Annotated in this window: 20 protein-coding genes; 10 read left to right on the top strand and 10 right to left on the bottom strand. The window is 61.9% G+C overall.

Annotated features, from left to right (window positions below):
• The first annotated feature begins 91 nt into the window (after nucleotides 1-91).
• Both KUV41_RS14190 and KUV41_RS14185 read left to right on the top strand, forming a co-directional pair.
• A complete protein-coding gene (locus KUV41_RS14190; RefSeq protein WP_206943238.1) occupies nucleotides 92-1,000 on the top strand; it encodes a LysR family transcriptional regulator in 909 nt (302 codons plus the stop codon).
• A gap of 139 nt (nucleotides 1,001-1,139) precedes the next feature.
• On the top strand, nucleotides 1,140-2,483 hold the full coding sequence (locus KUV41_RS14185) for a hypothetical protein (protein ID WP_222486587.1): 1,344 nt from the start codon (nucleotides 1,140-1,142) through the stop codon (nucleotides 2,481-2,483).
• 89 nt (nucleotides 2,484-2,572) lie between these two features.
• On the opposite strand, the gene KUV41_RS14180 is transcribed toward KUV41_RS14185, so the two are convergent.
• Nucleotides 2,573-3,085 (bottom strand): zinc ribbon-containing protein, encoded by a 513-nt coding sequence (locus KUV41_RS14180; protein ID WP_206943242.1) that lies wholly within the window; start codon nucleotides 3,083-3,085, stop codon nucleotides 2,573-2,575.
• A 228-nt stretch (nucleotides 3,086-3,313) separates the two neighbouring features.
• Between KUV41_RS14180 and leuS the strand changes: the two genes are divergently transcribed.
• The 7 genes from leuS (at nucleotide 3,314) to KUV41_RS14145 (ending at nucleotide 11,016) form a co-directional block, all read left to right on the top strand.
• Nucleotides 3,314-5,890: a leucine--tRNA ligase gene (leuS, locus tag KUV41_RS14175; RefSeq protein WP_222163429.1), complete on the top strand. Its 2,577-nt coding sequence runs from the start codon at nucleotides 3,314-3,316 to the stop codon at nucleotides 5,888-5,890.
• A gap of 93 nt (nucleotides 5,891-5,983) precedes the next feature.
• Nucleotides 5,984-6,475: an LPS assembly lipoprotein LptE gene (gene lptE / locus KUV41_RS14170; protein WP_222163430.1), complete on the top strand. Its 492-nt coding sequence runs from the start codon at nucleotides 5,984-5,986 to the stop codon at nucleotides 6,473-6,475.
• A 7-nt stretch (nucleotides 6,476-6,482) separates the two neighbouring features.
• Entirely contained in the window at nucleotides 6,483-7,544 is a 1,062-nt protein-coding gene (holA, locus tag KUV41_RS14165; protein ID WP_222238624.1) for a DNA polymerase III subunit delta, read from the top strand.
• 281 nt (nucleotides 7,545-7,825) lie between these two features.
• On the top strand, nucleotides 7,826-8,995 hold the full coding sequence (locus KUV41_RS14160) for a GGDEF domain-containing protein (RefSeq protein ID WP_222486086.1): 1,170 nt from the start codon (nucleotides 7,826-7,828) through the stop codon (nucleotides 8,993-8,995).
• 248 nt (nucleotides 8,996-9,243) lie between these two features.
• On the top strand, nucleotides 9,244-9,633 hold the full coding sequence (locus KUV41_RS14155) for a PA2779 family protein (protein WP_206943250.1): 390 nt from the start codon (nucleotides 9,244-9,246) through the stop codon (nucleotides 9,631-9,633).
• Between the two features lie 4 nt (nucleotides 9,634-9,637).
• Entirely contained in the window at nucleotides 9,638-10,588 is a 951-nt protein-coding gene (locus tag KUV41_RS14150) for a PA2778 family cysteine peptidase (RefSeq protein WP_222163434.1), read from the top strand.
• Nucleotides 10,585-11,016, top strand: a complete 432-nt coding sequence (locus KUV41_RS14145; protein WP_315900593.1) for a DUF488 domain-containing protein — start codon at nucleotides 10,585-10,587, stop codon at nucleotides 11,014-11,016. Before KUV41_RS14150 ends, KUV41_RS14145 begins: the two co-directional genes overlap by 4 nt.
• Nucleotides 11,017-11,121: 105 nt before the next feature.
• Here the strand turns inward: KUV41_RS14145 and sthA are convergent, their stop codons facing one another.
• The 9 genes from sthA to KUV41_RS14100 all read right to left on the bottom strand — a co-directional run bounded on the left by sthA (nucleotide 11,122) and on the right by KUV41_RS14100 (nucleotide 21,002).
• Nucleotides 11,122-12,513, bottom strand: coding sequence for a Si-specific NAD(P)(+) transhydrogenase (gene sthA / locus KUV41_RS14140; protein ID WP_206943252.1), 1,392 nt, complete (start codon nucleotides 12,511-12,513; stop codon nucleotides 11,122-11,124).
• Between the two features lie 147 nt (nucleotides 12,514-12,660).
• Nucleotides 12,661-12,918: a (Na+)-NQR maturation NqrM gene (gene nqrM / locus KUV41_RS14135; RefSeq protein ID WP_206943253.1), complete on the bottom strand. Its 258-nt coding sequence runs from the start codon at nucleotides 12,916-12,918 to the stop codon at nucleotides 12,661-12,663.
• 349 nt (nucleotides 12,919-13,267) lie between these two features.
• Nucleotides 13,268-14,500: an NADH:ubiquinone reductase (Na(+)-transporting) subunit F gene (nqrF, locus tag KUV41_RS14130; protein ID WP_222163435.1), complete on the bottom strand. Its 1,233-nt coding sequence runs from the start codon at nucleotides 14,498-14,500 to the stop codon at nucleotides 13,268-13,270.
• Nucleotides 14,501-14,563: 63 nt separating this feature from the next.
• Entirely contained in the window at nucleotides 14,564-15,181 is a 618-nt protein-coding gene (gene nqrE, locus KUV41_RS14125; protein ID WP_206943255.1) for an NADH:ubiquinone reductase (Na(+)-transporting) subunit E, read from the bottom strand.
• A 1-nt stretch (nucleotide 15,182) separates the two neighbouring features.
• Complete coding sequence (locus tag KUV41_RS14120) at nucleotides 15,183-15,851, bottom strand: NADH:ubiquinone reductase (Na(+)-transporting) subunit D (protein ID WP_206943256.1); 669 nt, start codon at nucleotides 15,849-15,851, stop codon at nucleotides 15,183-15,185.
• A 2-nt stretch (nucleotides 15,852-15,853) separates the two neighbouring features.
• The gene (locus KUV41_RS14115; protein ID WP_222238627.1) at nucleotides 15,854-16,672 is read right to left on the bottom strand and encodes a Na(+)-translocating NADH-quinone reductase subunit C; all 819 of its coding nucleotides are present in this window, start codon (nucleotides 16,670-16,672) and stop codon (nucleotides 15,854-15,856) included.
• Nucleotides 16,672-17,898: an NADH:ubiquinone reductase (Na(+)-transporting) subunit B gene (locus tag KUV41_RS14110; RefSeq protein WP_206943258.1), complete on the bottom strand. Its 1,227-nt coding sequence runs from the start codon at nucleotides 17,896-17,898 to the stop codon at nucleotides 16,672-16,674. The genes KUV41_RS14115 and KUV41_RS14110 overlap by 1 nt, the downstream gene beginning before the upstream one ends.
• Nucleotides 17,898-19,247: a Na(+)-translocating NADH-quinone reductase subunit A gene (locus KUV41_RS14105; protein WP_222486090.1), complete on the bottom strand. Its 1,350-nt coding sequence runs from the start codon at nucleotides 19,245-19,247 to the stop codon at nucleotides 17,898-17,900. Before KUV41_RS14105 ends, KUV41_RS14110 begins: the two co-directional genes overlap by 1 nt.
• A 294-nt stretch (nucleotides 19,248-19,541) precedes the next feature.
• On the bottom strand, nucleotides 19,542-21,002 hold the full coding sequence (locus KUV41_RS14100) for a glyceraldehyde-3-phosphate dehydrogenase (RefSeq protein ID WP_206943261.1): 1,461 nt from the start codon (nucleotides 21,000-21,002) through the stop codon (nucleotides 19,542-19,544).
• 182 nt (nucleotides 21,003-21,184) lie between these two features.
• On the opposite strand from KUV41_RS14100, the gene mfd reads away from it, so the two are divergent.
• Nucleotides 21,185-24,634, top strand: coding sequence for a transcription-repair coupling factor (gene mfd, locus KUV41_RS14095; RefSeq protein WP_222486586.1), 3,450 nt, complete (start codon nucleotides 21,185-21,187; stop codon nucleotides 24,632-24,634).
• Nucleotides 24,635-24,718: the final 84 nt, after the last annotated feature.

Here is a 24,718-nt window from a genome sequence, read left to right as displayed (position 1 = left end):
GAACGAGTCTCGCGCCACTCGCCAATAAAATCAATTCATGTTATTTATTCAAACGATTCCTGTATGGAATACATCTTTTCTGGAGCCCGTCATGGATACGCAAAGTCTGCAGGCGTTCCTGGCGGTGGCGGACAGCGGCAGCTTCTCTCGCGCCGCGGAACAGCTGCATCTGACGCAGCCGGCTGTCAGCAAGCGCATCGCCACCCTGGAAACCCTGACCCGTGCGCGCCTGTTCGACCGTATCGGCAGGCGCGTCAGCCTGACCGAAGCGGGACGCCTGCTATTGCCCAGGGCGCGCCAGATCCTGGTCATGGTCGACGACAGTCGCCGGGCGCTTGGCAATCTTACCGGCGATGTCTCGGGCGCCCTGATTCTAGCGACCAGCCATCACATTGGCCTTCACCGCTTGCCGCCTATTCTGGAGGACTACGTCAGGCGTTTTCCCAAGGTGAGGCTGGACCTGCGCTTTCTGGACTCGGAACAGGCCTATCAGGGCGTGCTGGACGGCGACATCGAGGTCGCACTGGTCACGCTGTCTGCCGCGCCAGACAGCCAGCTGCATGCTCGCCAACTGTGGACGGACGAGCTGAGCTTTGTCGCGTCTCCTGAACATCCGCTGTCTCGAGAGCACCCGCTGGACCTGGCGTCCCTGGCACGCCACGACGCACTTCTGCCGGGCCCGCTGACCTTCACCCGGCAGCTGATCCTCGAGCGGCTGGCCGCCCATGGCCTGGTGCCTACCGTAGGACAGTCGACCAACTATCTGGAAACGCTGAAAATGATGGCTACCGCTGGGCTAGGCTGGACCCTCTTGCCGGACTCCATGGTCAGGCGCGAGATTGTCGATGGACGGCTCGTTAGACTGATGCCAGACGCCCAGCCTATCCATCGTCCCCTCGGCTACCTGACCCACCGGGACCGGACGCTCTCCAATGCGGCCCGCTCACTGCTGGAGCTGTTCGACACGCATGCAGAAACGCCTGCTGCCGCTGCCGATTGACACCTGATCGTCGTAAGGTGCCTCGCTTCATGACAGCGCACCTTGCCAACAGACCTAACTCGCCAGCAGACCGAACTCGTCACTCGACCCACTTCGCCACTCGACCCAACAGGACCACCAACGCCAAAGGGACTCAGGCATGCACACCTCATCCGCCGCGAACACGCCTCCGCTGCCCCCCTTGCGCCATCGCCTGGCGGCGCTACTGCTGCTTACCGGCTTGGCCATGCAGGTTGCGAGCATGCTGGCGCCATGGCTGCCGAGCGTGAGCGTCAGCCTCCCGTTCTGGCTCGCCAGCGCCCTGCTATGGCCGGATATCCCTCGGCGAAACCAGTGGCAGGCGGGTGTTCTGGCGCTACTCGGCGTCCTCTTTCTGGCCGTGGCAATGACGCTGTTCGATGCGCGCCCAGCGCTGATGACGTTGCTGGACGGTAACGCCTTCGTGGTGGCCATGTTGACCGGCGTCAGCTTCATCGCGCTGATCGGACGCCCGCCAACGCGCGAGCCCACAAGTCAGCCCGTCACGGGTCGCAGGGGGTTGATCGGGACCTGGCTAGGGGTCCATCTGCTCGGTGGCATCCTCAATCTGTCCACCGTCTTCATGGTCGGTGATCGCCTTGAGCGGCGCGGCCCTTTGTCGGAGCCTCAACTGCTTGGGCTCAACCGTGGATTGTCCAGTGCAGCGCTGTGGTCACCCTTCTTCGCCGCCATGGGTGTCGTGCTGTCCCTGGCGCCGTCACTCCAGTACACCACCCTGCTCAGCGTTGGCCTTCCGCTGGCCTTCGCTGGAGGGCTCTACAGCGTGATTGAACTGTCACGTCGCTTCGACGTGTCGACGGTGCCAGGCTTCTCACTATCCCCTGCTAGCCTGTTGATGCCGGCCGTCATCGCCGCCCTGGTCATGTTGTTCCACTTCGTCGTGACACCGTCACTGACGATCGTCAGCATCATCACCTTTCTTATGCCTCTACTGGCTATCGTGACGAATCTTGCACGGGGTCTGAGCGTGGCCCGCGAACGCATGGTCCGGCACTTCCACTACCGACTGCCGGGCATGCGCGGGGAGATCACCCTGTTTCTCTGTGCCGGTCTGTTGACCAAGGGACTGTCGGTGCTGGTGGATGCGGCAACGGCGGGCGACTGGACGCTCTTCCCGGAGTTTGGCGCGCTCGCCGCGGCCTCAAGCTACCTGGCCATCGTCATCAGCGCGATCGCTGGCCTGCACCCGATCATTGGCGTGTCGGTACTGGCCTCCATGCTGGAACTGGACGGCCCCCACCAGACCCTATTTGGCTTTGTCGCGCTTGCCTCCTGGGCCGTAGGCACCAGCGTCGGCCCACTGTCGGGCATCAACCTCTCGCTGCAGGGACGCTACGGGGTCAGCGGTTACTGCATGATGCGACACAACTTGCGTTACGCGCTGGTCATGTCACTGCTGGTGCTGGCCGCCATCGCCTGGCTCGGCCACGCTGTGGCGGCCTGAGCCCGGTCCAGGTCGCAAGGGCGCGCATTCACTCAGCGAAGGGGCCGACGCCCCTTCGCCTCAGCATCGTCACCCGACACCCGTACGCCTCAGGCAGCGCGCACGAAATAGCGATGCCCGCATTGGTGGCATGGTTCAATGCGCGTGACGCCGTGCAGCTCGACCGCCGCATCGCAGTGCACGCAGGACATCCGTCCCGGCGCGGCAAGTTCGCCCGCCGTATAGTCGGCACGGGACGCCTCCAGGTCGTCTTCAAGCCTCTCGCGCTCGATGACGCTGCGGTCGGCAATGGACAACAGCGAATCCACCACCTTTCTCGACAGAATCGTCAGGTCAATCCCCAACCAGCTGGCGACCCCCTCTCCCCCGGCGGCCAGGTAGCGGCGCATGTCTCTCAAGTCACGCTCGACCCAGGCTCGCAGCAGCGCCAGCTCATCCTTGGTGTATTCCTCAAGCTCTGCCTCGAACTCGACCGCGTCGTCCAGATCCTTCTGCAGGTTGTCCCAGGTCAGGTCCTCGGCGCCTTCCTTGAGGCGCGCAAGCATCCGCTCATAGCCGTCCCTCAGCCGATGCTCTCCTGGATTGGAATGCTGTTCACTCATGACCGTATCCTCCTTGAGATGAACGTTGCTGCCCGGGCTTACCAGGCGCAACACAAGCGGCCCACCATAGCCGGACCCCAGGCAGCTGGGGTATCCTTGCGTGCATCATTGCCGCGCCGGTGGTCGCCGCGCTAACTGTTGATTCTGCACAACCCTGCCACCGGACGATACCCACACCCTGCGCGCCGCCTTGGGCGCGCCTTGATTGCAAGGTACTCGAAGACCGCGATGGACGCCCAGTACAAGCCCCACGAAATCGAACGCGACGCTCAGACATTCTGGAACGACAATCAGTGCTTCAAGGCACTAGAGGACGCGAACCGGGAAAAGTTCTACTGCCTGTCGATGTTCCCCTACCCCAGCGGCAAGCTGCACATGGGGCATGTACGCAACTACACCATCGGCGACGTGGTAACACGCTTCCAGCGCATGCAAGGCAAGAATGTGATGCAGCCGATGGGCTGGGACGCCTTTGGCATGCCCGCCGAAAACGCCGCGATCAAGAACCAGGTCCCCCCCGCCAAGTGGACCTACGAGAACATCGACTATATGCGGGCACAGCTCAAGGCGCTGGGCTTCGCCTACGACTGGGACCGCGAGTTCGCCACCTGCGACAGCGACTACTATCGCTGGGAGCAGTGGTTCTTCACCAAGCTGGTCGAGAAGGGCCTGGTCTACAAGAAGATGTCCACCGTCAACTGGGATCCGGTCGATCAGACGGTCCTGGCCAACGAACAGGTCATCGATGGCTGCGGTTGGCGCTCCGGCGCGCCGGTCGAGCGCAAGGAAATCCCGCTGTGGTTCCTCAAGATCACCGACTACGCAGATGAATTGCTGGCAGACCTCGACAAGGTCGAGTGGCCTGAGCAGGTCAAGACCATGCAGCGCAACTGGATCGGCAAGTCCCGCGGCGTGGAGCTGGCCTTCGATGTGGCTGGCGACGACCCGCTGCGCGTCTACACCACCCGTCCTGACACGCTGATGGGAGTGACCTACGTGGCCGTGGCCGCCGGTCACCCGCTGGCCATCAAGGCAGCCAGCGACAAGCCCGAACTGGCCGCCTTTATCGAAGAGTGTGCCCAAGGGGGAACGTCCGAGGCCGAGCTTGCCACCATGGAAAAGCGTGGCATGGCCACAGGCTACGAGGCGATTCATCCGCTGACCGGCGATCGCGTGCCGGTATACGTGGCCAACTTTGTGCTGATGGAGTACGGCACCGGCGCCGTCATGGCCGTGCCTGGCCACGACCAGCGCGACTGGGAGTTCGCGACCAAGTACCAGCTGCCGATCCGCGCGGTGATTGCCGACGCTGACGGCAACGCCCCCGACCTGTCCGCAGGCGCCTGGGTCGAGCACGGCCCCCTGATCAACTCTGGTGAGTTCGATGGCCTCGACTTCCAGGCCGCCTTCGATGCCATCGCCGCTCGCCTCGAGCAGGAGGGTCGTGGCAACGTCAAGACCAACTACCGCCTGCGCGACTGGGGCGTCGCTCGTCAGCGCTACTGGGGCGCCCCGATTCCGGTCAAGTACGGCCCTGAAGGCCAGACCGTGCCGCTCACCGATGACGAACTGCCGGTCGCCCTGCCGCTGGAAGTCACCGTGGACGCGTCAGGCTCGCCGCTCAAGAAGATGCCCGCCTTCAGCGACCTGGGCGACGGCTGGACCCGGGAAACCGACACCTTCGACACCTTCATGGAGTCGTCCTGGTACTACGCCCGTTTCTGCTGTGCCGACAACACCGAGGCCATGCTGGATGAACGGGCCAATTACTGGCTGCCTGTCGATCTCTACATCGGCGGCATCGAACACGCCATCCTGCACCTGCTGTACGCGCGCTTCTTCCATAAGCTGATGCGCGACTTTGGCCTGGTCGACTCAGACGAGCCGTTCCAGCGCCTGCTGACCCAGGGCATGGTCATCGCAGAAACCTTCTATCGGCCCCAGTCCAACGGTGGCAAGGAATGGTTCAACCCGGCCGACGTCGAGGTCAAGCGTGACGACAAGGGCCGTCCGCTTAGCGCCACCCTGATCAGCGACGGCCAGCCGGTAGAGATGGGCGGCATCGAAAAGATGTCCAAATCGAAGAACAATGGTGTCGATCCCCAGGCCATGATCGATCGCTTTGGGGCCGACACGGTGCGCCTGTTCATGATGTTCGCCGCACCACCGGAGCAGTCGCTGGAGTGGTCCGACTCTGGCGTTGAGGGCGCACACCGCTTCCTCAAGCGCCTGTGGCGCCAGGTCTCCGAACACCTGGACGCCGGTGCGCCAGGCACGCTTGACCAGGCCACTCTTGAGACGCTCGATGACACCCAGCGGGAACTGCGTCGCAAGACCCACGAAACGATCAAGAAGGCCGGTGACGACATCGGTCGTCGCACCACCTTCAACACCGCCATCGCCGCGGTCATGGAGCTGAGCAACGCGCTCGCCAAGTTCAACGACACCTCCCCGGCCGGCCTGGCTGTAGAGCGGGAGGCCATCGAGGCCTGTGTGTTGCTGCTGGCGCCGATCACCCCCCATGCCTGCCACGCCCTGTGGCAGACACTGGGCCACGAAGGCGCCGTCATCGACGCCAGCTGGCCTGAAGTGGACGACAGCGCCCTCGCTCGCGACAGTATCGAGCTGGTGGTACAGGTCAACGGAAAGCTGCGAGCGCGCCTGGAAGTGCCCGCAGACGCCGACAAGGCCCAGGTTGAAGCCCTGGCGCTGGCCAACGACAACGTGCAGCGTCACGTGGATGGGAAGACGTTGCGCAAGGTCATCGTCGTGCCTGGCAAGCTGGTGAATATCGTTGCCAATTGAATGCACTGGCTCCGTCCTGCACGGGGCTCAACGCTAAATGCAGACCGCCGGGGCATCCGCCCCGGCTTCTCCGTATCGCGACAAGGAGTTCACATGCAACGACGCGACTTCCTCGGCCTGGCTCTGGCCTCAGGCGCAGGACTTTTGTTGGCCGGTTGCGGTTTTCACCTCAGGGGCGTCGGCGGCGAGGTGCTGGCACTCGACAGCCTGGCGCTGGAAGGTGCCGACACTGACTTTGCCAAGCAGTTGGCCTCGCGCCTTGAAAACCTCGGCACTCGCATCGACGCCGATGCCCCGCTGCGCCTCAACCTGGGTGGGGAAGATATCATCACCCGTCAGGTGGGTGTGCTGGATACCGGCTCACAGGACCAGGAGCTTGTCCTGCGAGTGCCATACTCCATCCAGCGAGCCAGCGACGGCGCCTACGTGGCGGACCGCCAGGCGGTGGAAGTGATCCAGGAATTCTCGATCACCGACGACAACCTGCTGTCCCAGGACGAACTGCGTAACGATGCTCTCGAGGATGCCCGCCGCGAGGCCGTGCGTCAGATGATTGATCGCCTGCGCGCCATCCAGGAAATCTGAGTCGTTCATGAAGGTTTTCGCCGACAAGCTGCCTGACGCCCTGGCAAAATCCATTCCGCCGGTGATCATCGTCGCCGGTGATGAACCTCTGCAGCATATGGAGGCCTGTGACCTGGTACGAGCCAAGGCCAAGGACAGCGGCGTCGAGGAACGCGACGTGCTCCACGTGGAAGCCAACTTCGCCTGGGGGCGGCTGATCGAATCTGCTGCCAGCATGTCGCTGTTTGCCTCGCGCAAGCTGATCGAGTTGCGTCTCGGCAGCGCCAAGCCCGGTCAGGAAGGTGGCAAGGCGCTGAAGGAGTACGCGGAGCAGGCCCAGGGCAGTGACAACATACTGTTGGTCAGCTGTGCCAAGCTCGATGCCAGAGAGCAGAAAAGCGCCTGGTTCAAGGCCCTCGACAAGCTGGGTCTGTTTGTACCGGTGTGGCCGGTCGATGCCTCCCGTCTAGGTTTCTGGCTCAGGGACCGCGCCCAGCGACACGGCCTGTCCATGTCGATGGACGCCGCCCGGCTGCTGGGCGAGCGCACCGAAGGTAACTTGCTGGCAGCAGACCAGGAGCTGCAGAAGCTCGCCCTGATCCTGCCCGCCGGCACGCAGGTATCGCCACGGGAGGTGGCTGGAGGGGTCGAAAGCAGCGCCCGCTACGACGTATTCACCCTGGTGGATGCCTGTCTCAAGGCAGAACGTGAACGCGTGCTGCGGATCCTGGCAGGCCTGGCGGCCGAGGGCACTGAACCTCCCATCATCCTGTGGGCCCTGACCCGGGAAATTCGCACGCTCCTCTCCCTGCATCAGCACCTCGATCAGGGCCAGAGCTTCGAACACGCCTGCAAGGCGCAGAAGCCCCCCATCTTTGACCGTCGACGACCCGCCTATCAGGAAGCGATTCGACGATTGCCGCTGAAACGTCTTCACAAGCTGCTGATGTTCGCTCAGCGCCTTGACCTGGCCATCAAGGGCGCCGCGGACCTGCCCCTGGAGCAAGGCATTCAGGACCTTACCCTGACGCTGGCCGGCGGACGTGGCCTGCTGGCCGAAATGCCCTGGGCCTACCGGGTAGCGCAGTAGTCGACTACGAGCGCCTCGACGCTGCCAGACGACTGTCAGATCGTCTGACCTGTCTGCTGGCAGATCTATTGACCGTTCTGTTGTCAGCGTCGTCGATGCTGGCATCGGGCCTGCCCGCTGCATCAGTGCTGGTGGTAGCGACTGTGATGGGTACTGACGTCGCCGCTGGGGGCTACAGGTTCAGGCCCAGAAGAGGTAGTGGCCCGCAGCGTGGCACAGAAGGCGTAGACTGAGGCAATTCCCGCTTCCCTCTTGCCCACTGAACAGCGGTCCGCCAGCGTATGAACTCTCCCGCCCCCTCCCTCAAGCGGGCCGTCATCATGCCCCTGACCATCGCCGCCACCCTGGTCCTGGCGATGGCGGCTCTGCTGCTGATCTGGCACCTCGGCGAAAATCGACAGCTGCTGGGGGCCAACCACAATGCCTTGATGGTCGACGTCGCCAGGGCCCAGGAAGAAGCGATCCGACTACGGGCGTTGCTCAACATTCGTGATAGTGACGACGTCAGCTACTTCGAGGAAATGCAAAAGGTAGTGGTCCTGGTTGGCCATCGGCTGCATCGACTCGGTGACTCCATGTCCATGGTCGCCGCCCCCCAGGATGACGACTTCTCCCTCCACGTCTCGAGCTTGAGCGATCAACTCAGTGAGGCCGATGGGCTACAGCAACGCCTGGCCCAGGCGCTGTCTCATCCGCCGGAGCCGCTGACACCAGATACCCTCAAGGCACACACCCTGACGCCGGAAACCCTGATGCTGGCCGAGCGCCTGGAGCTGGCGCTGGAAGATATCTACACCGAGCTGGACAAACGCCTGCACGAGAGTGGCGCCCACCTGATCGAAACCAATCGCGACCTGGCGCTGGCCGTCATTTTACTGGTCTGCATGGTGCTGGCGGTTAGCATGGGACTCCTCATCACCTGCCTGCGGCTGCGACGCTACAGCCACTCGCTGCGCCAGCTGGCCATGACCGACGAACTAACGCAGCTCAGCAATCGCCGCCAGTGGTTGGGTCAGGTGCACCGGCAGCTCGCCATGCGCCAACCACCGGATAGCCCCGTGGCGCTGCTGCTGCTTGACCTCGACCACTTCAAGCAGGTCAACGACACCTTCGGACACCCCACGGGGGACAATGTTCTGGCGGCCTTTGGCATCATGCTCAAACGCCTGGCTCGCCGCGGGGACCTGGCGGCGCGTCTTGGTGGCGAGGAATTTGGCCTGCTGCTCGCCAACAGCAATGCCCACAGCGCCGAGGTAGTGGCTGAACGCATTCGCTGCGAGACCGAACGATTTACCCTGCCCGAACCTGCCCACCGCATGCAGCTGACCGTCAGCGTCGGGATTGCGGTGTCTGGCCATCGCGACGACGACTTCGGCACCTTGTATCGACGTGCTGATCAAGCCCTGTACAGCGCCAAACAGGAAGGCAGAAACTGCGTTCGCCTGGGCTAGCGTGCCGCCGCTGTCAGCAACGACGACCGCTTTAGCTTGACGGGGGCATGACGGACTCCGCTTTGCCACGCTGAGCACAGACTGGCGTTGCCTGGGCGTGGAATTCATCCTTCCTAGCCACATGAAAAAACTGGTGCATCTTGGTTATACTCCCCCTGTCGCGCGATATCGACGCACAGGAGGTTCGTCGCTATCGGTCGCCATCACAGAACGCTCAACAAGACACCCAGCCCTACAAGGAAGCCGCTATGACCCTTACACTTCGCCGACTGCTGTGTACTGCCCTGATGGTCTGCCTGACCCTTGGCACCGCCAGCGCCAGTGCCGCCACTGCCGTCTCAATGGCCTCGACCAGCGACGTGCTGGCAAGCCAGCAGACACAAGATGCCCGCGAGCGCATCCACAGCGTGCTGGCCCGTGACGATGTCCGCCAGCAGCTGGAGCTGCAGGGTGTCGATCCTGCCGATGTCGAACAGCGTGTCGCCGCCCTGTCCGATCAGGAAGCCCAGCAAATGGCTGACCAGCTTGACCAGATGCCTGCCGGCGCCAGCGTTATCGGTGTGCTGTTTGCGGTTTTCGTGATCTTGCTGGTCACTGACATCCTCGGCCTGACAGACGTCTATCCGTTCACGCGGTAAGCCCATGTCTGTCTCGCACGTGATCATGTCGAGCGCCCGCCTGGCGGGCGCTCTTGCGTTGTTGGCTGTGCTCTCAGGCTGTGCCGCTGCACCCGACCTGGATACCAGCCGCACGCAATCACTGTCGGCCCAGCGACTGCTGGACGACGTTCCCTTTCACCCCCAGCGTGACTACCAGTGCGGACCGGCGACCCTGGCCATGTCGCTCAACCATACTGGCGTCGATGTCAGCGTCGACGATCTGATCCCGGATATCTACGTTCCGGCTCGCAAGGGCAGCTACCAGCCGGAAATGCTGGCCGCAACGCGGCGCCATGGGCGCATCCCCTTTGTGCTGGCACCGCGCCTGGAGTCTCTGCTTGAGGAAGTCGACGCCGGGCGTCCCGTGGTGGTGCTCCAGAACCTGTCACTACCCGCCTTTCCTCTGTGGCACTTCGCCATCGTCAATGGCTACGATCTGAATCAGCAGGTGCTGCGACTACGCACGGGCGTAACGCGCCAGGACAGTACCGAGTTTGGGCGTTTTGACGCCACCTGGCAGCGTTCCGATCGCTGGGCCTTCGTTGCCCTGCCGCCAGGCCAGCTGCCGGTTTCCCTCTCGGCCAGCGAGGCGATCCAGGCCACCTCCGATTTTGAACGTGTGCAGGGCGCTGGCAATGCGTTACCGGCCTGGGAGGCCGTCGTGGAGCGTTTCCCGGACGCGGCCATGGCGCGCTTTGGCCAAGCGAACGCCTATCACGCGCAAGGCCGGTTGGAAGATGCCGTCGATGCCTGGAGGGCTGCGACGCAATACGACCCGGAGCTCGCCCCCGCCTGGCTCAACCTGGGTCTCACCCTGGCCTCTCAAGATGAACCTCAGGAGGCGGTACAGGCGCTGCAGCGGGCGGCAGCATTGCCAGGACCCTGGCAGGCCAGCGCACAGGAGGCACTGATCGAGCTGGAGGGCACACCATGATGCGCTACGACATCGTCATCAAGCGCGTCTACCAGTCCCCGGCGGAAAACGACGGCGCGCGGGTATTGGTCGACCGGCTCTGGCCCCGAGGATGTCGACGGGAGTCACTGGCGCTGACCGACTGGTATCGAGAGGCCTCCCCCAGCCAGGCTCTGCGACGCCAGTACCATCAAGGCGAGATCAGCCGTGCGGTGTTCGAGATCCGCTATCGCGGCGAGCTACGGGACCACCCGCATAAACTGCTGCCGCTGATGCGACTGGCACGCCGCGGGCGCCTGACGCTGCTGACGGCCACCCGTGAACTCGACGCTTCCTATCTGGCGCAGCTGCGCGAGCGCCTGCTGGAAGCCCTGCAGCAGGAAGACCGGGATGACCTCGAGCCAGCGTCGCCGCCATGCATGGCCCACTTGCTTGGCGACAACGACTAGCCGGCACCCGCTCAGCCCATGCGGGGCGAACCCCGCCTGCAGGCGCATCCCGTAGACCCAAAAAAAGGTGCCTGTTGGCACCTTTTCTGGTCATGGCCGCTGGTGTCAGAAGACTCGGTTCAAACCATTCTGAGCCGCCACCCGGTAGGCCTCGGCCATCGTCGGGTAGTTGAACGTGGTGCTGACGAAGTACTTCAGCGTGTTCGCCTCGCCTTCCTGCTGCATGATGGCCTGGCCAATGTGCACGATCTCCGACGCCTGGTCACCAAAGCAATGAATGCCGTAGATCTCGAGCGTGTCCTGATCGAACAGGATCTTCAACATCCCCACCGTATCTCCGGTGATCTGCGCACGAGCGGTATCCTTGAAAAAGGCGTGTCCCACCTCGTAGGGCACCTTGGCTTCTGTCAGCTCTCGCTCGGAACGGCCAAAGGAGCTTATTTCAGGGATGGTATAGATACCGGTAGGCACCTCGGTCACATAGCGGAAATCCCGATCCAGCAGCTCGTCGCAGGCATTCAGCCCCTGGTCGTAAGCCGCGCTGGCCAGACTCGGCCAGCCCACCACGTCGCCCGCTGCATAGATGTGCGGTAGGGCCGTGCGGTAGTGTTCATCGACCTGCAACTGTCCACGACCATTCGCGGTGAGGCCAATGTTCTCAAGCCCCAGCTGGTCGGTATTCCCGGTGCGTCCGTTGGCCCACAGGAACGCGTCCGCGCGCAACCGCTTGCCTGACTTCAGGTGAACGGTGACCCCATGCTCGTCGCCCTCGACGCGCTCGTACTCTTCGTTATGACGAATCAACACACCATGCTTACGCAGATGGTAGGACAGCGCATCACTGATTTCGTCATCCAGAAATGACAGCAGGCTACCGCGGTTATTGATCAGGTCCACCTTGAGCCCAAGGCCGGAAAAGATCGACGCGTATTCACAGCCGATAACCCCAGCGCCAAAGATAATCAGCGTGCGCGGCGTATGCTGAAGGCTGAGTATGGTGTCCGAGCAGTAGATCCGCGGGTGTCGAAAATCGATATCCGCCGGACGGTAAGGACGTGACCCAGTGGCGATGATCACCTTGTCGGCGATCAGTTCTTCCTGGTTGTCTCCCTGCCCGCGCACCGTCAAGGTATGCTCGTCCTTGAAGCGGGCAATGCCGTGATACAGATCGATGCGGTTACGCGCGTAGAAGTTGGTACGCATCGCCACCTGCTGATCGATCGTCACCCGGGAACGTTCGCGGACCTTGGGAAAGGAAAACCAGCGGGGTTCACCGATGTCGCGAAACATCGTATTGGTGTTGAACGACATGATCTGGCGAACCTGATGACGCAGCGCCTTGGACGGGATGGTGCCCCAATGGGTGCAGTTACCGCCCACGCGCGCCTGCTTCTCGATCACTGCCACTCGCTTACCGTGCTTCGCGGCGTTGATCGCGGCGCTTTCGCCGGCGGGGCCTGTACCGATCACCACTACGTCGTAGTTGTGCACTGCCATCGTGTCATCCTTATCCTGGAAAAGTCCCTCGACCGTACAAGGGACAGCATCATCATGCAGACGGCGCCCACAGGGCGCCGTCACGGTCAGGCAAACCAGGGCATGCGTCACGCATACCGGTAGGCGCAGGTTGCTCGCTGCAACGCCTTATCGGCGGGTGGCGTCGTAGCCCAGATCAAGCCCGCGGTTCTCATCGGAGCGGCGACGTGCGCTGGCGGCGCGCTTCTTCGACTCCTCTTCACACACGTCGTCCTTACCGCCACAAATCTCGCAGCCATCCTTGAGACCAAGCTGGTTAAGCCCGCCGCAGGAGCCGGCGATCGGCTTGCGTCCAAGGATGACGCCGATGGCCATGGCGCCGATAATCAGCAACATGGCGCCAAATACGATCAGGTAGGTGGTCATACGAGTGTCCTCTTGATGGAACGACAGGCCTGCCGAAGTGAGTAGCACACAGCTGCGTGAACCTTGCACCGCATCGGTCTGGGATCAGCCGTCGCATGCTCGGCACACGGGCCTTGCCCCAGCAACACGACCGACCGCCCTGACGCCGTCGAGTCGCACGCCCTGTCGACCAAAGGATTATGCCAGATTTATCCTCTGGGCAGAAACCGTCACAGCGACTACTGCCCTTTGCTTTCTTTCAAGGCACTTTCACGGCGCCTCCAAGACACTTTCCCAGCGTCAGCGGGACCGATAAACGAAAACCTCGCCACGAGGGCGAGGTTTTCGACATGCCATGGCAGGCAAGGCATCAGCCGCCAAAGTCATCCAGCATGATATTCTCGGGCTCGACACCCAAGTCCAGCAGCATCTTGATGACAGAAGCGTTCATCATGGGCGGCCCACACATGTAGTACTCGCAATCCTCAGGCGCCGGATGGTCCTTGAGGTACATGTCGTAGAGCACGTTATGGATGAAGCCGGTCGGCCCCTCCCAGTTGTCCTCGGGCTGGGGATCTGACAATGCCAGATGCCAGTCGAAGTTGTCGTGCTCTTCAGCCAGCTTGTCGTATTCTTCGTTGTAGAACGTTTCACGCCAGGAGCGTGCACCGTACCAGAACGTCATCTTGCGCTTGGTATCAAGACGCTTGAGCTGGTCGAAGATGTGGCTGCGCATCGGTGCCATGCCGGCACCACCGCCGATGAAGACCATCTCGGCGTCAGTGTCCTTGGCGAAGAACTCACCGAACGGCCCCATCACCGTCACCTTGTCACCAGGCTTGAGACTGAACACGTAAGTGGACATCAGGCCGGGCGGGTGACTGGAATTGGGCGGCGGCGTGGCGATCCGGATATTGAACTTGAGAATGCCCTTCTCTTCCGGATAGTTGGCCATTGAGTAGGCGCGAATGACCTCCTCAGTGTTCTTGTGGGAGACGTTGAACAGGCCAAACTTCTCCCAGTCACCACGGTACTCTTCCTCGATATCGAAGTCGGAGAACTTGATATCGTAGGCAGGAGCCACCAGCTGCACATAGCCGCCAGCGCGGAAGGCAACTTCCTCGCCCTCAGGCAGCTTGAGGTTCAGCTCCTTGATGAAGGTGGCGACGTTGGGGTTCTCGATGACCTCGCATTCCCACTTCTTGACGCCGAAGACCTCTTCAGGGACCTGGATCTTCATGTCCTGCTTGACCGGCACCTGGCAGGACAGACGCCAGCCCACCTTCTTCTCACGCAGGGTGAAGTGACTTTCTTCCGTGGGCAGGATGGAACCGCCCCCTTCTTCGACGCGGCACTTGCACTGGGCACAGGAGCCACCGCCGCCGCAGGCGGAAGAAAGGAAGATGCCGTTGGCTGCCAAGGTGTTGAGCAGCTTGCCGCCGGCCTGGGTGGTCAGGGTGTTCTCGGGATCGTCGTTGATCTCGATGGTCACATCGCCCGAGCTCACGAGCTTGGAGCGGGCCGCCAGAATCACCGCCGTCAGACTGATGACGATGACGGTGAACATGACGACGCCGAGCACGATGACTGTTGTATCAACCATGTCGGTTTCCTATTGCTAGCGTTCGGAACCGAGAAGAGTGCTCTGGCACCCTTCCCGTCTCACTCAGAGCTGGATGCCGGAGAAGGACATGAAGCCCAGGGACATCAGACCCACGGTAATGAAGGTGATGCCCAGCCCCTGCAACGAGGCAGGCACGTCACTGTACTTCAGCTTCTCACGAATTCCAGCCAGCGCAGTAATGGCAAGTGCCCAGCCAACACCAGCGCCCAGGCCATAGACCACGGACTCGCCGAAGTTGTAGCTACGCTCGACCATGAACAGGGTGCCACCGAGGATGGCGCAGTTCACGGTGATCAGCGGCAGGAAGACGCCAAGCGCGTTGTAGAGCGAGGGCACGAACTTGTCCAGGAACATCTCGAGGATCTGCACCAGAGCGGCGATAACACCAATGTAGGACAGCAGCCCCAGGAAGGTCAGATCGATGTTCTCGGCACCGGCGATACCGGTCCAGGACAGGGCTCCCTCCGCCAGCAGGTACTTCAGGATCAGATTGTTGACCGGAACAGTGATGGTCAGAACCGCGACCACCGCGATGCCCAGGCCAATGGCAGAGGACACCTTCTTCGATACCGCCATGAAGGTACACATGCCCAGGAAGAACGCCAGGGCCATGTTCTCGACGAAGACCGAGGCAACGAAAAGGCTCAGATAGTGTTCCATCTTACACGGCCTCCTTCGGCTGGGTGTTTTCCTTCATCACGAACTCGTTGTCCTCGACCTGCTCCGGGTTGAGGCTACGCAGCACCCAGATGATCAGACCAATGATGAAGAAGGCAGACGGCGGCAGCAGCAACAGGCCGTTCGGTACGTACCAGCCACCGTTCTGCACGGTCTCGAGGATGGTCACGCCAAACAGGCTGCCGGAACCGAACAGCTCACGGAAGAAGCCGACCGTCATCAGGATGAAGCCGTAACCAAGACCGTTACCCACGCCATCCAGGAACGACAGCGCAGGCGTGTTGGTCATGGCAAAGCCTTCAGCGCGACCCATCACGATGCAGTTGGTGATGATCAGGCCAACAAAGACCGACAGCTGCTTGGACATCTCATAGGCAAACGCCTTGAGGATCTGGTCCACCACGATGACCAGCGACGCAATGATGGTCATCTGCACGATGATACGGATAGAGGACGGAATATGATTCCGAATCAGCGAGACGAACATGCTGGAGAATGCCGTCACGAAGATAACCGCCAGACTCATGACCAGAGACACGCTGAGACTGGAGGTCACCGCCAGCGCCGAGCAGATGCCAAGGATCTGCAGAGCGATGGGGTTGTTCTTGAAGATCGGCGTCAGGATGACGCCCTTGGTTGTCGGTGCGGACATCGTCAGACTCCTTCGCTGTCGTCAGAGGGGCTGGCGCTGGCAGTCGCCTGGCTGTCACCACCGTCGCGGAAGTGCTCCAGGTAGGGGCCAAAGCCTTCTTCGCCCAGCCAGAATTGCACCAGATGCGTCACCCCACGGCTGGTCAGGGAAGCACCGGACAGTGCGTCGACCTCAGTGGAATCGCTGGCGCCACCCTTCACCAGCTCGATGGCCGGATCCATGGAGTCGCTGGAGGCGTAGATTTCCTTGCCTTCCCACTGCGCTTTCCAGCGCGGGTTGTCGACCTCGCCACCCAGTCCGGGTGTCTCGGAGTGGGAATAGAAGGTGATGCCACCGATAGTATTGCCATCTCCCTGCACGGACAGGTAACCACGCATCAGGCCCCACAGGCCCTGACCGCGGATCGGCAGCACGATCTGCTCGGGGTTCTCCTCGTCACCGACCAGGTAGACGGTAGAGTACTTTTCCTGACGACCGATGCCTGCGACGTCACGCTCGCCGGACAGGGTGCGCGACTGTGCAGGATCCTTGGCCGCCTGGAAGCCATCGTAGGTCTCGGGGTCGACCGCGTCGGTATACTCACCGGTTTCCAGGTCGACGACCTTGGCGGTCACGGCCTGGGAGAACTCCTTGCCGACGTCCATCCCGGGCTCGTAAAGATCCGCCACGGCCAGGATGTTGGACTTGCGGTCCAGCTCCTGGTTGCGTTCCTGACGCGCCTTGAGCCCCACTGCCGCCGTCGACACGATGATCGAGCAAACGATACACAGGGAGAAGGCGACCGTAAGGATCTTCTTGATGGAATTGTTGCCTTGTGCCATCAGGTGGTCTCCTCAGCCACAACCGCCGTGCGCTTGACGCGACGCTTGATGTTGGCCTGAACAAAGAAGTGATCGATCAGCGGGGCAAACAGGTTGGCAAACAGAATCGCCAGCATGATGCCTTCCGGGAAGGCCGGGTTGACCACGCGAATCAGGACCGTCATCACACCGATCAGGGCACCGAACAGGAAGCGACCCGGGTTGGTCATGGACGCAGACACAGGGTCAGTGGCCATGAACACCATGCCGAAGGCAAAGCCGCCCACCACCAGATGCCAGTACCAGGGCATCGCAAACATGGCATTGGTGTCGGAGCCGATCAGGTTGAGAATCGAGCTCATCGCCACCATACCCAGGAACACCCCGAGCACGATGCGCCAGGAGGCAATTCGCATGCCCAGCAACACAACGGCACCGATCAGGATCGCCAGGGTCGAGGTCTCACCCACCGAACCAGGGATGAAGCCGAGGAAGGCGTCCCACCAGCTGTACTGATCCTGCAGGGCTGCCATGCCGCTCTGATAGGCCGTGGACAGTGCAGTGGCACCGGTATAGCCGTCTGCCGCGACCCAAACCGAGTCACCAGAGATCTGGGCCGGATAGGCGAAGTAGAGGAAGGCACGACCTGTCAGCGCCGGGTTGAGGAAGTTCTTGCCGGTACCGCCGAAGATTTCCTTGCCGATCACCACACCGAAGGTGATGCCCAGTGCGACCTGCCACAGGGGAATGGTGGCCGGAAGAATCAGGGCGTAGAGCACGGAGGTGACGAAGAAGCCTTCGTTGACCTCATGGCCGCGCTTGATCGCGAACAGCACTTCCCAGAAGCCACCGATGGCAAACGTCACCAGGTAGATGGGCAGGAAGTAGGTCGCACCCAGCACGAAGTTCGACCACAGGCTGCCTGCGTCATGACCACCCGCCAGGGTCAGCAGGATCATTTCACGCCAGCCACCCATGGAGTCGTAGCCCGCGGCGATCGCTTCGTTGGCCTGCCAGCCGGCGTTCCACATGCCGAAGAACATGGCCGGGAAGGTGCAGAACCACACGGTGATCATGATGCGCTTGAGGTCAATACCGTCGCGCACGTGAGCCGTGGTCTTGGTCACGCTGGGGGGAGAATAGAAAATCGTGTCTACCGCCTCGTAGAGCGGATAGAACTTCTCGTATTTGCCGCCCTTGTGGAAGTGCGGCTCGAGATTGTCGAGTGTCTGTCGAATACCCATCATCAGGCCTCTTTCTCGATCATGGTGAGGTTGTCACGCAGGATGGGACCGTACTCGTACTTGCCCGGGCACACGTAGGTGCACAGCGCCAGGTCTTCTTCATCCAGCTCCAGACACCCCAACTGCATGGCAGTCTCGATGTCACCGACGATCAGCGAACGCAGCAGCTGCGTGGGCATGATGTCCAGCGGCATGATCTTCTCGTAAGCACCTACCGGTACCATCGCGCGCTCGGAGCCGTTGGTAGAGGTAGTAGGTGCATAGTTGCTCAGCCCCTTGAGGCTGGAGAGGTAGATCCCGAGCACCGAGTGACGGTTGCCACCTGGGGACAGCCAGCCCATGAAGGCACGCTTGTTACCCTCTTCCAGCAGGCTCAGCTGGGTGTGGAAACGGCCCACGTAGCGCAGGCTGCCCTCGGCAGTGAAGCCAGAGAACACACCACCGCTGATCACTCGGGTGTCGTCCGGAGACTTCACTTCATGATCGAGCAGCTCATCGGTGCTGGCGCCCAGGCGCGTGCGTACCAGACGCGGACGCTCTGCACGCGGACCTGCGACGGCCACCACACGACTCATGTCCAGCTTGCCTTCTGCAAACAGCTTGCCGAACGCAATCACGTCCTGATAGCCGATGTGCCAGACGCGACGCTGCAGCGACACCGGGGACAGGAAATGGATATGGGTACCGACCAGACCAGCCGGGTGGGGACCCGCAAAGCTCTCGTGCTTGACGCCCTTGACCTTGGTGCCAGGAATCTGCGCGTCGGTTGCGGTGCACAGGAACACCTGGCCCTTGGTCAGGCGCGACAGTACCGTCAGGCCATCTTCGAAGGCTTGCGCCTGCTCGTTGATGACCACGGCCGGATCGGCAGCCAGCGGCTGGGTATCCACCGCGGTGACAAAGATATCGGTAGGCTCAGCATCCAGCGCCGGAGTCCGCGAGAACGGGCGAGTTCGCAACGCGGTCCACAGGCCGGATTCCACCAATTGGTCGACCACCGTCTGACGTTCCAACGACGCCAGCGCATCACGCCCATGGGCCGTGAAGGTTTCGGCTTCTTCGCTCTCGTCGACCTTGATCACCACCGACAGCAGCTTGCGTTTCTCACCGCGGTTGATCGCCACCACTTCACCGGCCGCCGGGGAAGTGAAGCGTACACCGTCGATCTTCTTGTCGGTAAACAGGAGTTGGCCCAGCTTGACCTTGTCCCCCTCCTTGACCTCCATAGTCGGCTTCATGCCGATATAGTCGGTGCCCAGGAGCGCCACGTGGCGCACCGGTCGCGCATCCTCGATACGCTGCTCCGGTGCTCCCGTGATGGGGAGATCCAGGCCTTTCTTGACTTCGATCATAGACTCGCCCAGTTGATGGATCGTAGATAATGGACGGAGGTTCGGTGGAAATGAGAGGAATTCTTGTTATTGACCACGCATCACCAGTCACGCCGAGGCGACATCGAACCACCCCGAAAAATCCCCAGCATTATAAAGACAAGCCAGTGAATTGACCACATGATCGAACGTAGCAGAAATGACTGTTTCGGCAGATCAGCCCCCCGACAGAAAGAAAAAACCCCTTGCCAAACAAGGTTGGCAAGGGGGTATTGAGATACCTCAAAACGAGCCGTTCCGCCCGCGCGACGCGGCTTAGGCGTGGCTGCGCGGCAGCTTGCAGAAGGACACGTTGGAAATCTGCTGCAGGATACGAATGACCTGGCAGCTATAGCCAAACTCGTTGTCGTACCACACATAGACCACCGCATGACGGCCCTGGGCGATGGTGGCCTTGGCATCGACGATGCCCGCATGGCGATTGCCGACGAAGTCTGTGGACACGACTTCTGGAGAGTCGACGTAGTCGATCTGCTTCTGGAAAGCAGAATCGATGGACATGCGACGCAAGTAGTCGTTGAGCGACGCGGCATCGGTCTCGCGCTTGAGCGACAGGTTGAGAATCGCCATCGACACATTCGGCGTCGGCACCCGGATGGCGTTGCCGGTCAGCTTGCCACCCAACTCGGGCAGCGCCTTGGCCACTGCCTTGGCGGCACCTGTCTCGGTCAGCACCATGTTCAACGGAGCACTGCGCCCGCGACGGTCACCCTTGTGATAGTTATCAATCAGGTTCTGGTCGTTGGTGTAGGAGTGAACGGTCTCCACGTGACCATGCTCGATGCCGTACTCGTCGTTCATCACCTTCAGCACCGGCACGATGGCATTGGTGGTGCATGACGCGGCCGAGATGATGCGATCATCGGCAGTGATATCGGAGTGGTTGATGCCGTAGACGATATTCTTCAGGTCACCCTTGCCCGGTGCGGTCAGCAGCGCCTTGGACACTCCCTTGCACTGCAGGTGCTGGCCGAGGCCAGCCTCATCGCGCCAGATGCCGGTGTTGTCCACGACGACCGCATTGTTGATACCGTAAGCGGTGTAGTCGACATCACTCGGTGAGTCAGCGTAAATCACCTGGATAACGTTGCCGTTGGCGGTCAGGGTGCGAGATTCAGCGCAGACACTGATGGTGCCATCGAACGGGCCATGGACGCTGTCGCGGCGCAGCAGGCTGGCACGCTTCTCCAGGTCCTTGGCGATATCGCCACGCCCACGCACCACGATGGCCTTGAGCCGCAGCAGGTTGCCGCCGCCGGCCTTCTCGATCAGCACGCGCGCCAGAATGCGACCAATGCGACCGAAGCCGTACAGCACCACATCCTTGGGTTCGCCGTTACCCGCATCCGGGTCGTGGCTGTCGACGATGTCGGCCAGCTGCTCGCGCATGAAGGCCAGGGCGTCACCACCACCCTGCTTCTTGAACGCCACCCCGAGCTTGCCCACGTCAACGTGCGCCGGCCCCAGGTTGAGCTGGGTCATCGCCTGAACCAGCGGGAAGGTGTCCTGAACCGACAGCTCAGTCCCTTCAATCTTCCGCACGAAGCGATGATCCTTGAGAATTCTGATCACGCTACGGTTGAACAGGGAGCGACCGAACATGGTCGTCACCACGTTGTTGCGACGATACAGGCTGCCAATCAGCGGGATCATCTGCTCGGCCACGGCCTGGTTGTCGTGCCACTCCTGGAAGACGATGTCGGGTTGCTGGCTCACGAGAGACCTCTAAGTCTGTTGGGAAACGCGAGTATTATCTGCGCCCCCATGTGGCGGGGCAATGCCTGTATGGTCGCACTCCATGTAGGCTCGTTACAGAAATCCCAGTTTGACTACACGACCAAGATGGGGCTGGTATGATGCCTGCTCGCCCACTGAACGCCAGCGAAACGACACCGTCTATGCCTACCTTTTCGCCGCTTGACCCGCCGTTGCCTCAAGGAGTTCGCGACACCCTGTTCCTGACGACGCCTCCAGGCAGCGCTGCCGCGCTTGCCCTGGCGCGACTGGCCTCTCGGGAGCCGCTACTGGTGGTCACTCAGGACACCGCTGAAGCGCTGAGACTCGAACAGGAGCTGGCCTTCTTCGCTGACGTGCCGGTACTGCCCTTTCCCGATTGGGAAACCTTGCCCTACGACAGCTTCTCGCCACACCAGGACATCGTCTCCTCGCGACTGCGAACCCTGAGGCAGCTTCAGGATGGCGTGCACGGCATCGTGCTGGTCCCCATCAATACGCTGATGCAGCGCCTGCCGCCGGTCGACTATATTGCTGGCCGCGTACTGACACTGGAAGTGGGCGCCACTCTGGAGCGAGAGGCGTTTCGAGAAACCTTGTCCCGTGCAGGCTATCGCGCGGTCGAGACCGTCTTCGAGCCTGGCGAGTATGCCCTACGCGGTGCCTTGATCGACCTCTTCCCCATGGGCGCGGAGCATCCCCTGCGCATCGATCTGTTCGACAATGAGATCGACACGCTGCGCAGCTTTGATCCAGACACCCAGCGCAGCCTCGACAAGGTAGAGCGCATCGAGCTTCTACCGGCTCACGAATATTCGCTGTCGCGCTCTGCCATTGCCTGTTTTCGCGAGGGCTTCGAGACGCTTTTCGACGTCGACCCGCGCCAGTGCCCGCTATACGTCGATGCCCTCAAGGGCATTCCGTCGGCGGGACTCGAGCAATACCTGCCGTTGTTCTTCGAGACAACGGCTTCCCTGTTCGACCACCTGCCGGACGGCACCCACGTAGTCATGATGGCTGGCTGCCGTGACGCTGCTCAGCACCACTGGCAGTCCATCAGCAGTCGCTATGAAAACCTCGGCGTGGACCCCACCCGTCCGCTGTTGCCACCCCATCGGGCCTTTATTCCCGAGGCAGAGCTGTTTGCGCTGATCAAGGCCCACCCACGGATCGAACTGACCGACGCCACCGATCACCCCCATGCCCATCGCTGCCAGGCGCAGGCCGCACCCGACGTCGCCATCAACGCGCGCGCCAAGGAGCCACTGGCCGCACTAAAGAACTTTCTCGAACAGCACTCGCAACAGCGCGTGCTGTTCGTGGCCGAGTCACGCGGTCGCCGAGAAGCCCTGGAAGACACTCTGGCGCCGGTCACCGGCGCGCTGCCGGCAAGCACCGGCTTCCTGGAATTCCTCGATGGCGACATGGCACTCGCCATCGCTGAAGGTCAGCTCGCCAACGGGCTGCTGCTCGAGCAACCGGCGCTGACCGTCATCACCGAGACCGAGCTGTTCGGTGACGTGGTGCGCCAGACCCGGCGTCAGGCCAAGGCGACGGATGACAATGAGCTCGCGGTCCGCCACCTGTCCGAACTCAAGGCAGGCGCGCCAGTGGTCCACCAGGCCCATGGCGTCGGCCGCTATCGTGGACTGGAAACCCTGGAGGCAGGCGGCCAGGCCGCCGAATTTGTCAGCCTCGAATACGCCGACGGCGCCAAGCTTTATGTGCCGGTCGACAGCCTGCATCTGATCTCCCGCTATGCTGGCGCCGACGATGAGCTGGCCCCCCTGCACCGCCTGGGCTCGGAGCAGTGGGACAAGGCCAAGCGCAAGGCCGCCGAGAAGATTCGCGATACCGCGGCAGAACTGCTCGACATCTATGCCCGAAGAGAGGCCCGCGAAGGCTTTGCCTGCGCGCCCCCGGATGACGAGTACGCCCGCTTCGTGGCCAACTTCCCGTTCGAGGAGACGCCGGACCAGCGGGTGACCATTCAGGCGGTGATTCAAGACATGACCGCACCACGCCCCATGGACCGTGTGGTCTGCGGCGACGTCGGCTTCGGCAAGACAGAGGTGGCCATGCGCGCCGCCTTCCTGGCCGTCCAGTCAGAACGGCAGGTGGTGGTGCTGGTGCCCACCACGCTGCTGGCCCGCCAGCACTACGAGAACTTCCGTGACCGCTTCGCCGATACTGCTGTCGATATCGAGCTACTGTCTCGCTTTACCAGCAGCGGCGGTCAGACCGAGACCTTCAAGCGTATCCGAGAGGGCAAGGTCGACATCGTCATCGGCACCCACAAGCTGCTGTCCCGTCAGCTCGATTTTCCTCAGCTCGGCCTGGTCATCATCGATGAGGAACACCGCTTCGGCGTCGCTCAGAAGGAGCGCCTGAAGAGCCTGCGCGCCGAGGTCGATGTATTGACCATGACCGCCACCCCCATCCCCCGCACCCTGAACATGGCCATGAGCGGCATTCGCGATCTGTCGATCATCGCGACTCCCCCTGCCCGACGACTATCGGTGAAGACGTTCGTCCAGCAGCGCGAGGAAGCCGTCATCAAGGAAGCGTTGCTGCGTGAAATCCTGCGCGGTGGCCAGGTCTACTACCTGCACAACGAAGTGAAGACCATCGAGACCGCTGCCGAGAAGGTCCGAGAACTGGTGCCGGAGGCTCGCGTCGCGGTGGCTCACGGCCAGCTGCCGGAACGTTCGTTGGAGCGCGTGATGTCCGACTTCTATCACAAGCGCTTCAACGTCCTGGTGTGCTCGACCATCATCGAAACCGGCATCGACGTACCCAGCGCCAACACCATCATCATCGAACGCGCCGACAAGTTCGGCCTGGCCCAACTCCACCAGCTGCGTGGCCGGGTTGGCCGCAGTCACCACCAGGCCTACGCCTACCTGCTGGCCCCTCCCCCGCGCTCGATGACACGGGACGCGGTAAAGCGCCTGGAAGCAATTGGCCAGGCCGAGGATCTGGGCGCTGGCTTCACCCTGGCCAGCCACGACATGGAAATCCGTGGCGCGGGCGAGTTGTTGGGTGACGAGCAGAGCGGTCAGATGGAAGCGGTTGGCTACAGCCTCTACATGGAAATGCTGGACCGCGCCGTCAAGGCCATACGCGAGGGCCGCACACCCAACATCGAGTCACCCCTTCAGGACGGCGTGGAAGTCAGCCTCAACTTGCCTGCGCTGATTCCCGACGACTACCTGCACGACGTGCAGCAACGCCTGGTCATGTACAAGCGCATTGCCAACGCCAGCAATGAGGCGGAACTCAAGGAACTGCGGGTCGAAATGATCGATCGCTTTGGCCTGCTGCCAGGGCCGGTCAAGACACTGCTGCGCCAGACCCACCTGCGACAACGCGCTGAACGACTGGGCATCACTCGCCTGGAAGCCGGCGCCGAGCGCGGCAGGATCCTGTTTGGCGGCCAGACCGCCGTGGACCCCCTGACCCTGGTCGAGCTCATCCAAAGCGACCCCCAGAGGTATCGACTCGAGGGTGCTGACACGCTTCGCTTCAGCGTCGACATGGCTGACGAAGAGGCACGCTTCGAAGCGATCGAAGCCCTGCTCGAACGGCTCAACCGAAAGGCTCAGGCCGCCTGACATTTGCTCTGTAAAGACTGGCGCAAAGACGCATTAGCGGGCAATCTATAGCTATCGACACACTGCCACCTGTGGCCGGGTGAT

The organism is Halomonas sp. DP8Y7-1 (genome assembly GCF_019801685.1).
Classification (GTDB): domain Bacteria; phylum Pseudomonadota; class Gammaproteobacteria; order Pseudomonadales; family Halomonadaceae; genus Halomonas; species Halomonas litopenaei_A.
The sequence above is the reverse complement of the archived record's forward strand: the minus strand, read 5'-3'. Positions and strand labels throughout refer to the sequence as shown.

Bases quoted from the DNA above. Each gene is read 5' to 3' on its own strand.
- KUV41_RS14190 (WP_206943238.1), top strand. From the start codon at position 92: ATGGATACGCAAAGTCTGCAGGCGTTCCTGGCGGTGGCGGACAGCGGC.
- KUV41_RS14185 (WP_222486587.1), top strand. From the start codon at position 1,140: ATGCACACCTCATCCGCCGCGAACACGCCTCCGCTGCCCCCCTTGCGC.
- KUV41_RS14180 (WP_206943242.1), bottom strand. From the start codon at position 3,085: ATGAGTGAACAGCATTCCAATCCAGGAGAGCATCGGCTGAGGGACGGC.
- leuS (WP_222163429.1), top strand. From the start codon at position 3,314: ATGGACGCCCAGTACAAGCCCCACGAAATCGAACGCGACGCTCAGACA.
- lptE (WP_222163430.1), top strand. From the start codon at position 5,984: ATGCAACGACGCGACTTCCTCGGCCTGGCTCTGGCCTCAGGCGCAGGA.
- holA (WP_222238624.1), top strand. From the start codon at position 6,483: ATGAAGGTTTTCGCCGACAAGCTGCCTGACGCCCTGGCAAAATCCATT.
- KUV41_RS14160 (WP_222486086.1), top strand. From the start codon at position 7,826: ATGAACTCTCCCGCCCCCTCCCTCAAGCGGGCCGTCATCATGCCCCTG.
- KUV41_RS14155 (WP_206943250.1), top strand. From the start codon at position 9,244: ATGACCCTTACACTTCGCCGACTGCTGTGTACTGCCCTGATGGTCTGC.
- KUV41_RS14150 (WP_222163434.1), top strand. From the start codon at position 9,638: ATGTCTGTCTCGCACGTGATCATGTCGAGCGCCCGCCTGGCGGGCGCT.
- KUV41_RS14145 (WP_315900593.1), top strand. From the start codon at position 10,585: ATGATGCGCTACGACATCGTCATCAAGCGCGTCTACCAGTCCCCGGCG.
- sthA (WP_206943252.1), bottom strand. From the start codon at position 12,513: ATGGCAGTGCACAACTACGACGTAGTGGTGATCGGTACAGGCCCCGCC.
- nqrM (WP_206943253.1), bottom strand. From the start codon at position 12,918: ATGACCACCTACCTGATCGTATTTGGCGCCATGTTGCTGATTATCGGC.
- nqrF (WP_222163435.1), bottom strand. From the start codon at position 14,500: ATGGTTGATACAACAGTCATCGTGCTCGGCGTCGTCATGTTCACCGTC.
- nqrE (WP_206943255.1), bottom strand. From the start codon at position 15,181: ATGGAACACTATCTGAGCCTTTTCGTTGCCTCGGTCTTCGTCGAGAAC.
- KUV41_RS14120 (WP_206943256.1), bottom strand. From the start codon at position 15,851: ATGTCCGCACCGACAACCAAGGGCGTCATCCTGACGCCGATCTTCAAG.
- KUV41_RS14115 (WP_222238627.1), bottom strand. From the start codon at position 16,672: ATGGCACAAGGCAACAATTCCATCAAGAAGATCCTTACGGTCGCCTTC.
- KUV41_RS14110 (WP_206943258.1), bottom strand. From the start codon at position 17,898: ATGATGGGTATTCGACAGACACTCGACAATCTCGAGCCGCACTTCCAC.
- KUV41_RS14105 (WP_222486090.1), bottom strand. From the start codon at position 19,247: ATGATCGAAGTCAAGAAAGGCCTGGATCTCCCCATCACGGGAGCACCG.
- mfd (WP_222486586.1), top strand. From the start codon at position 21,185: ATGCCTACCTTTTCGCCGCTTGACCCGCCGTTGCCTCAAGGAGTTCGC.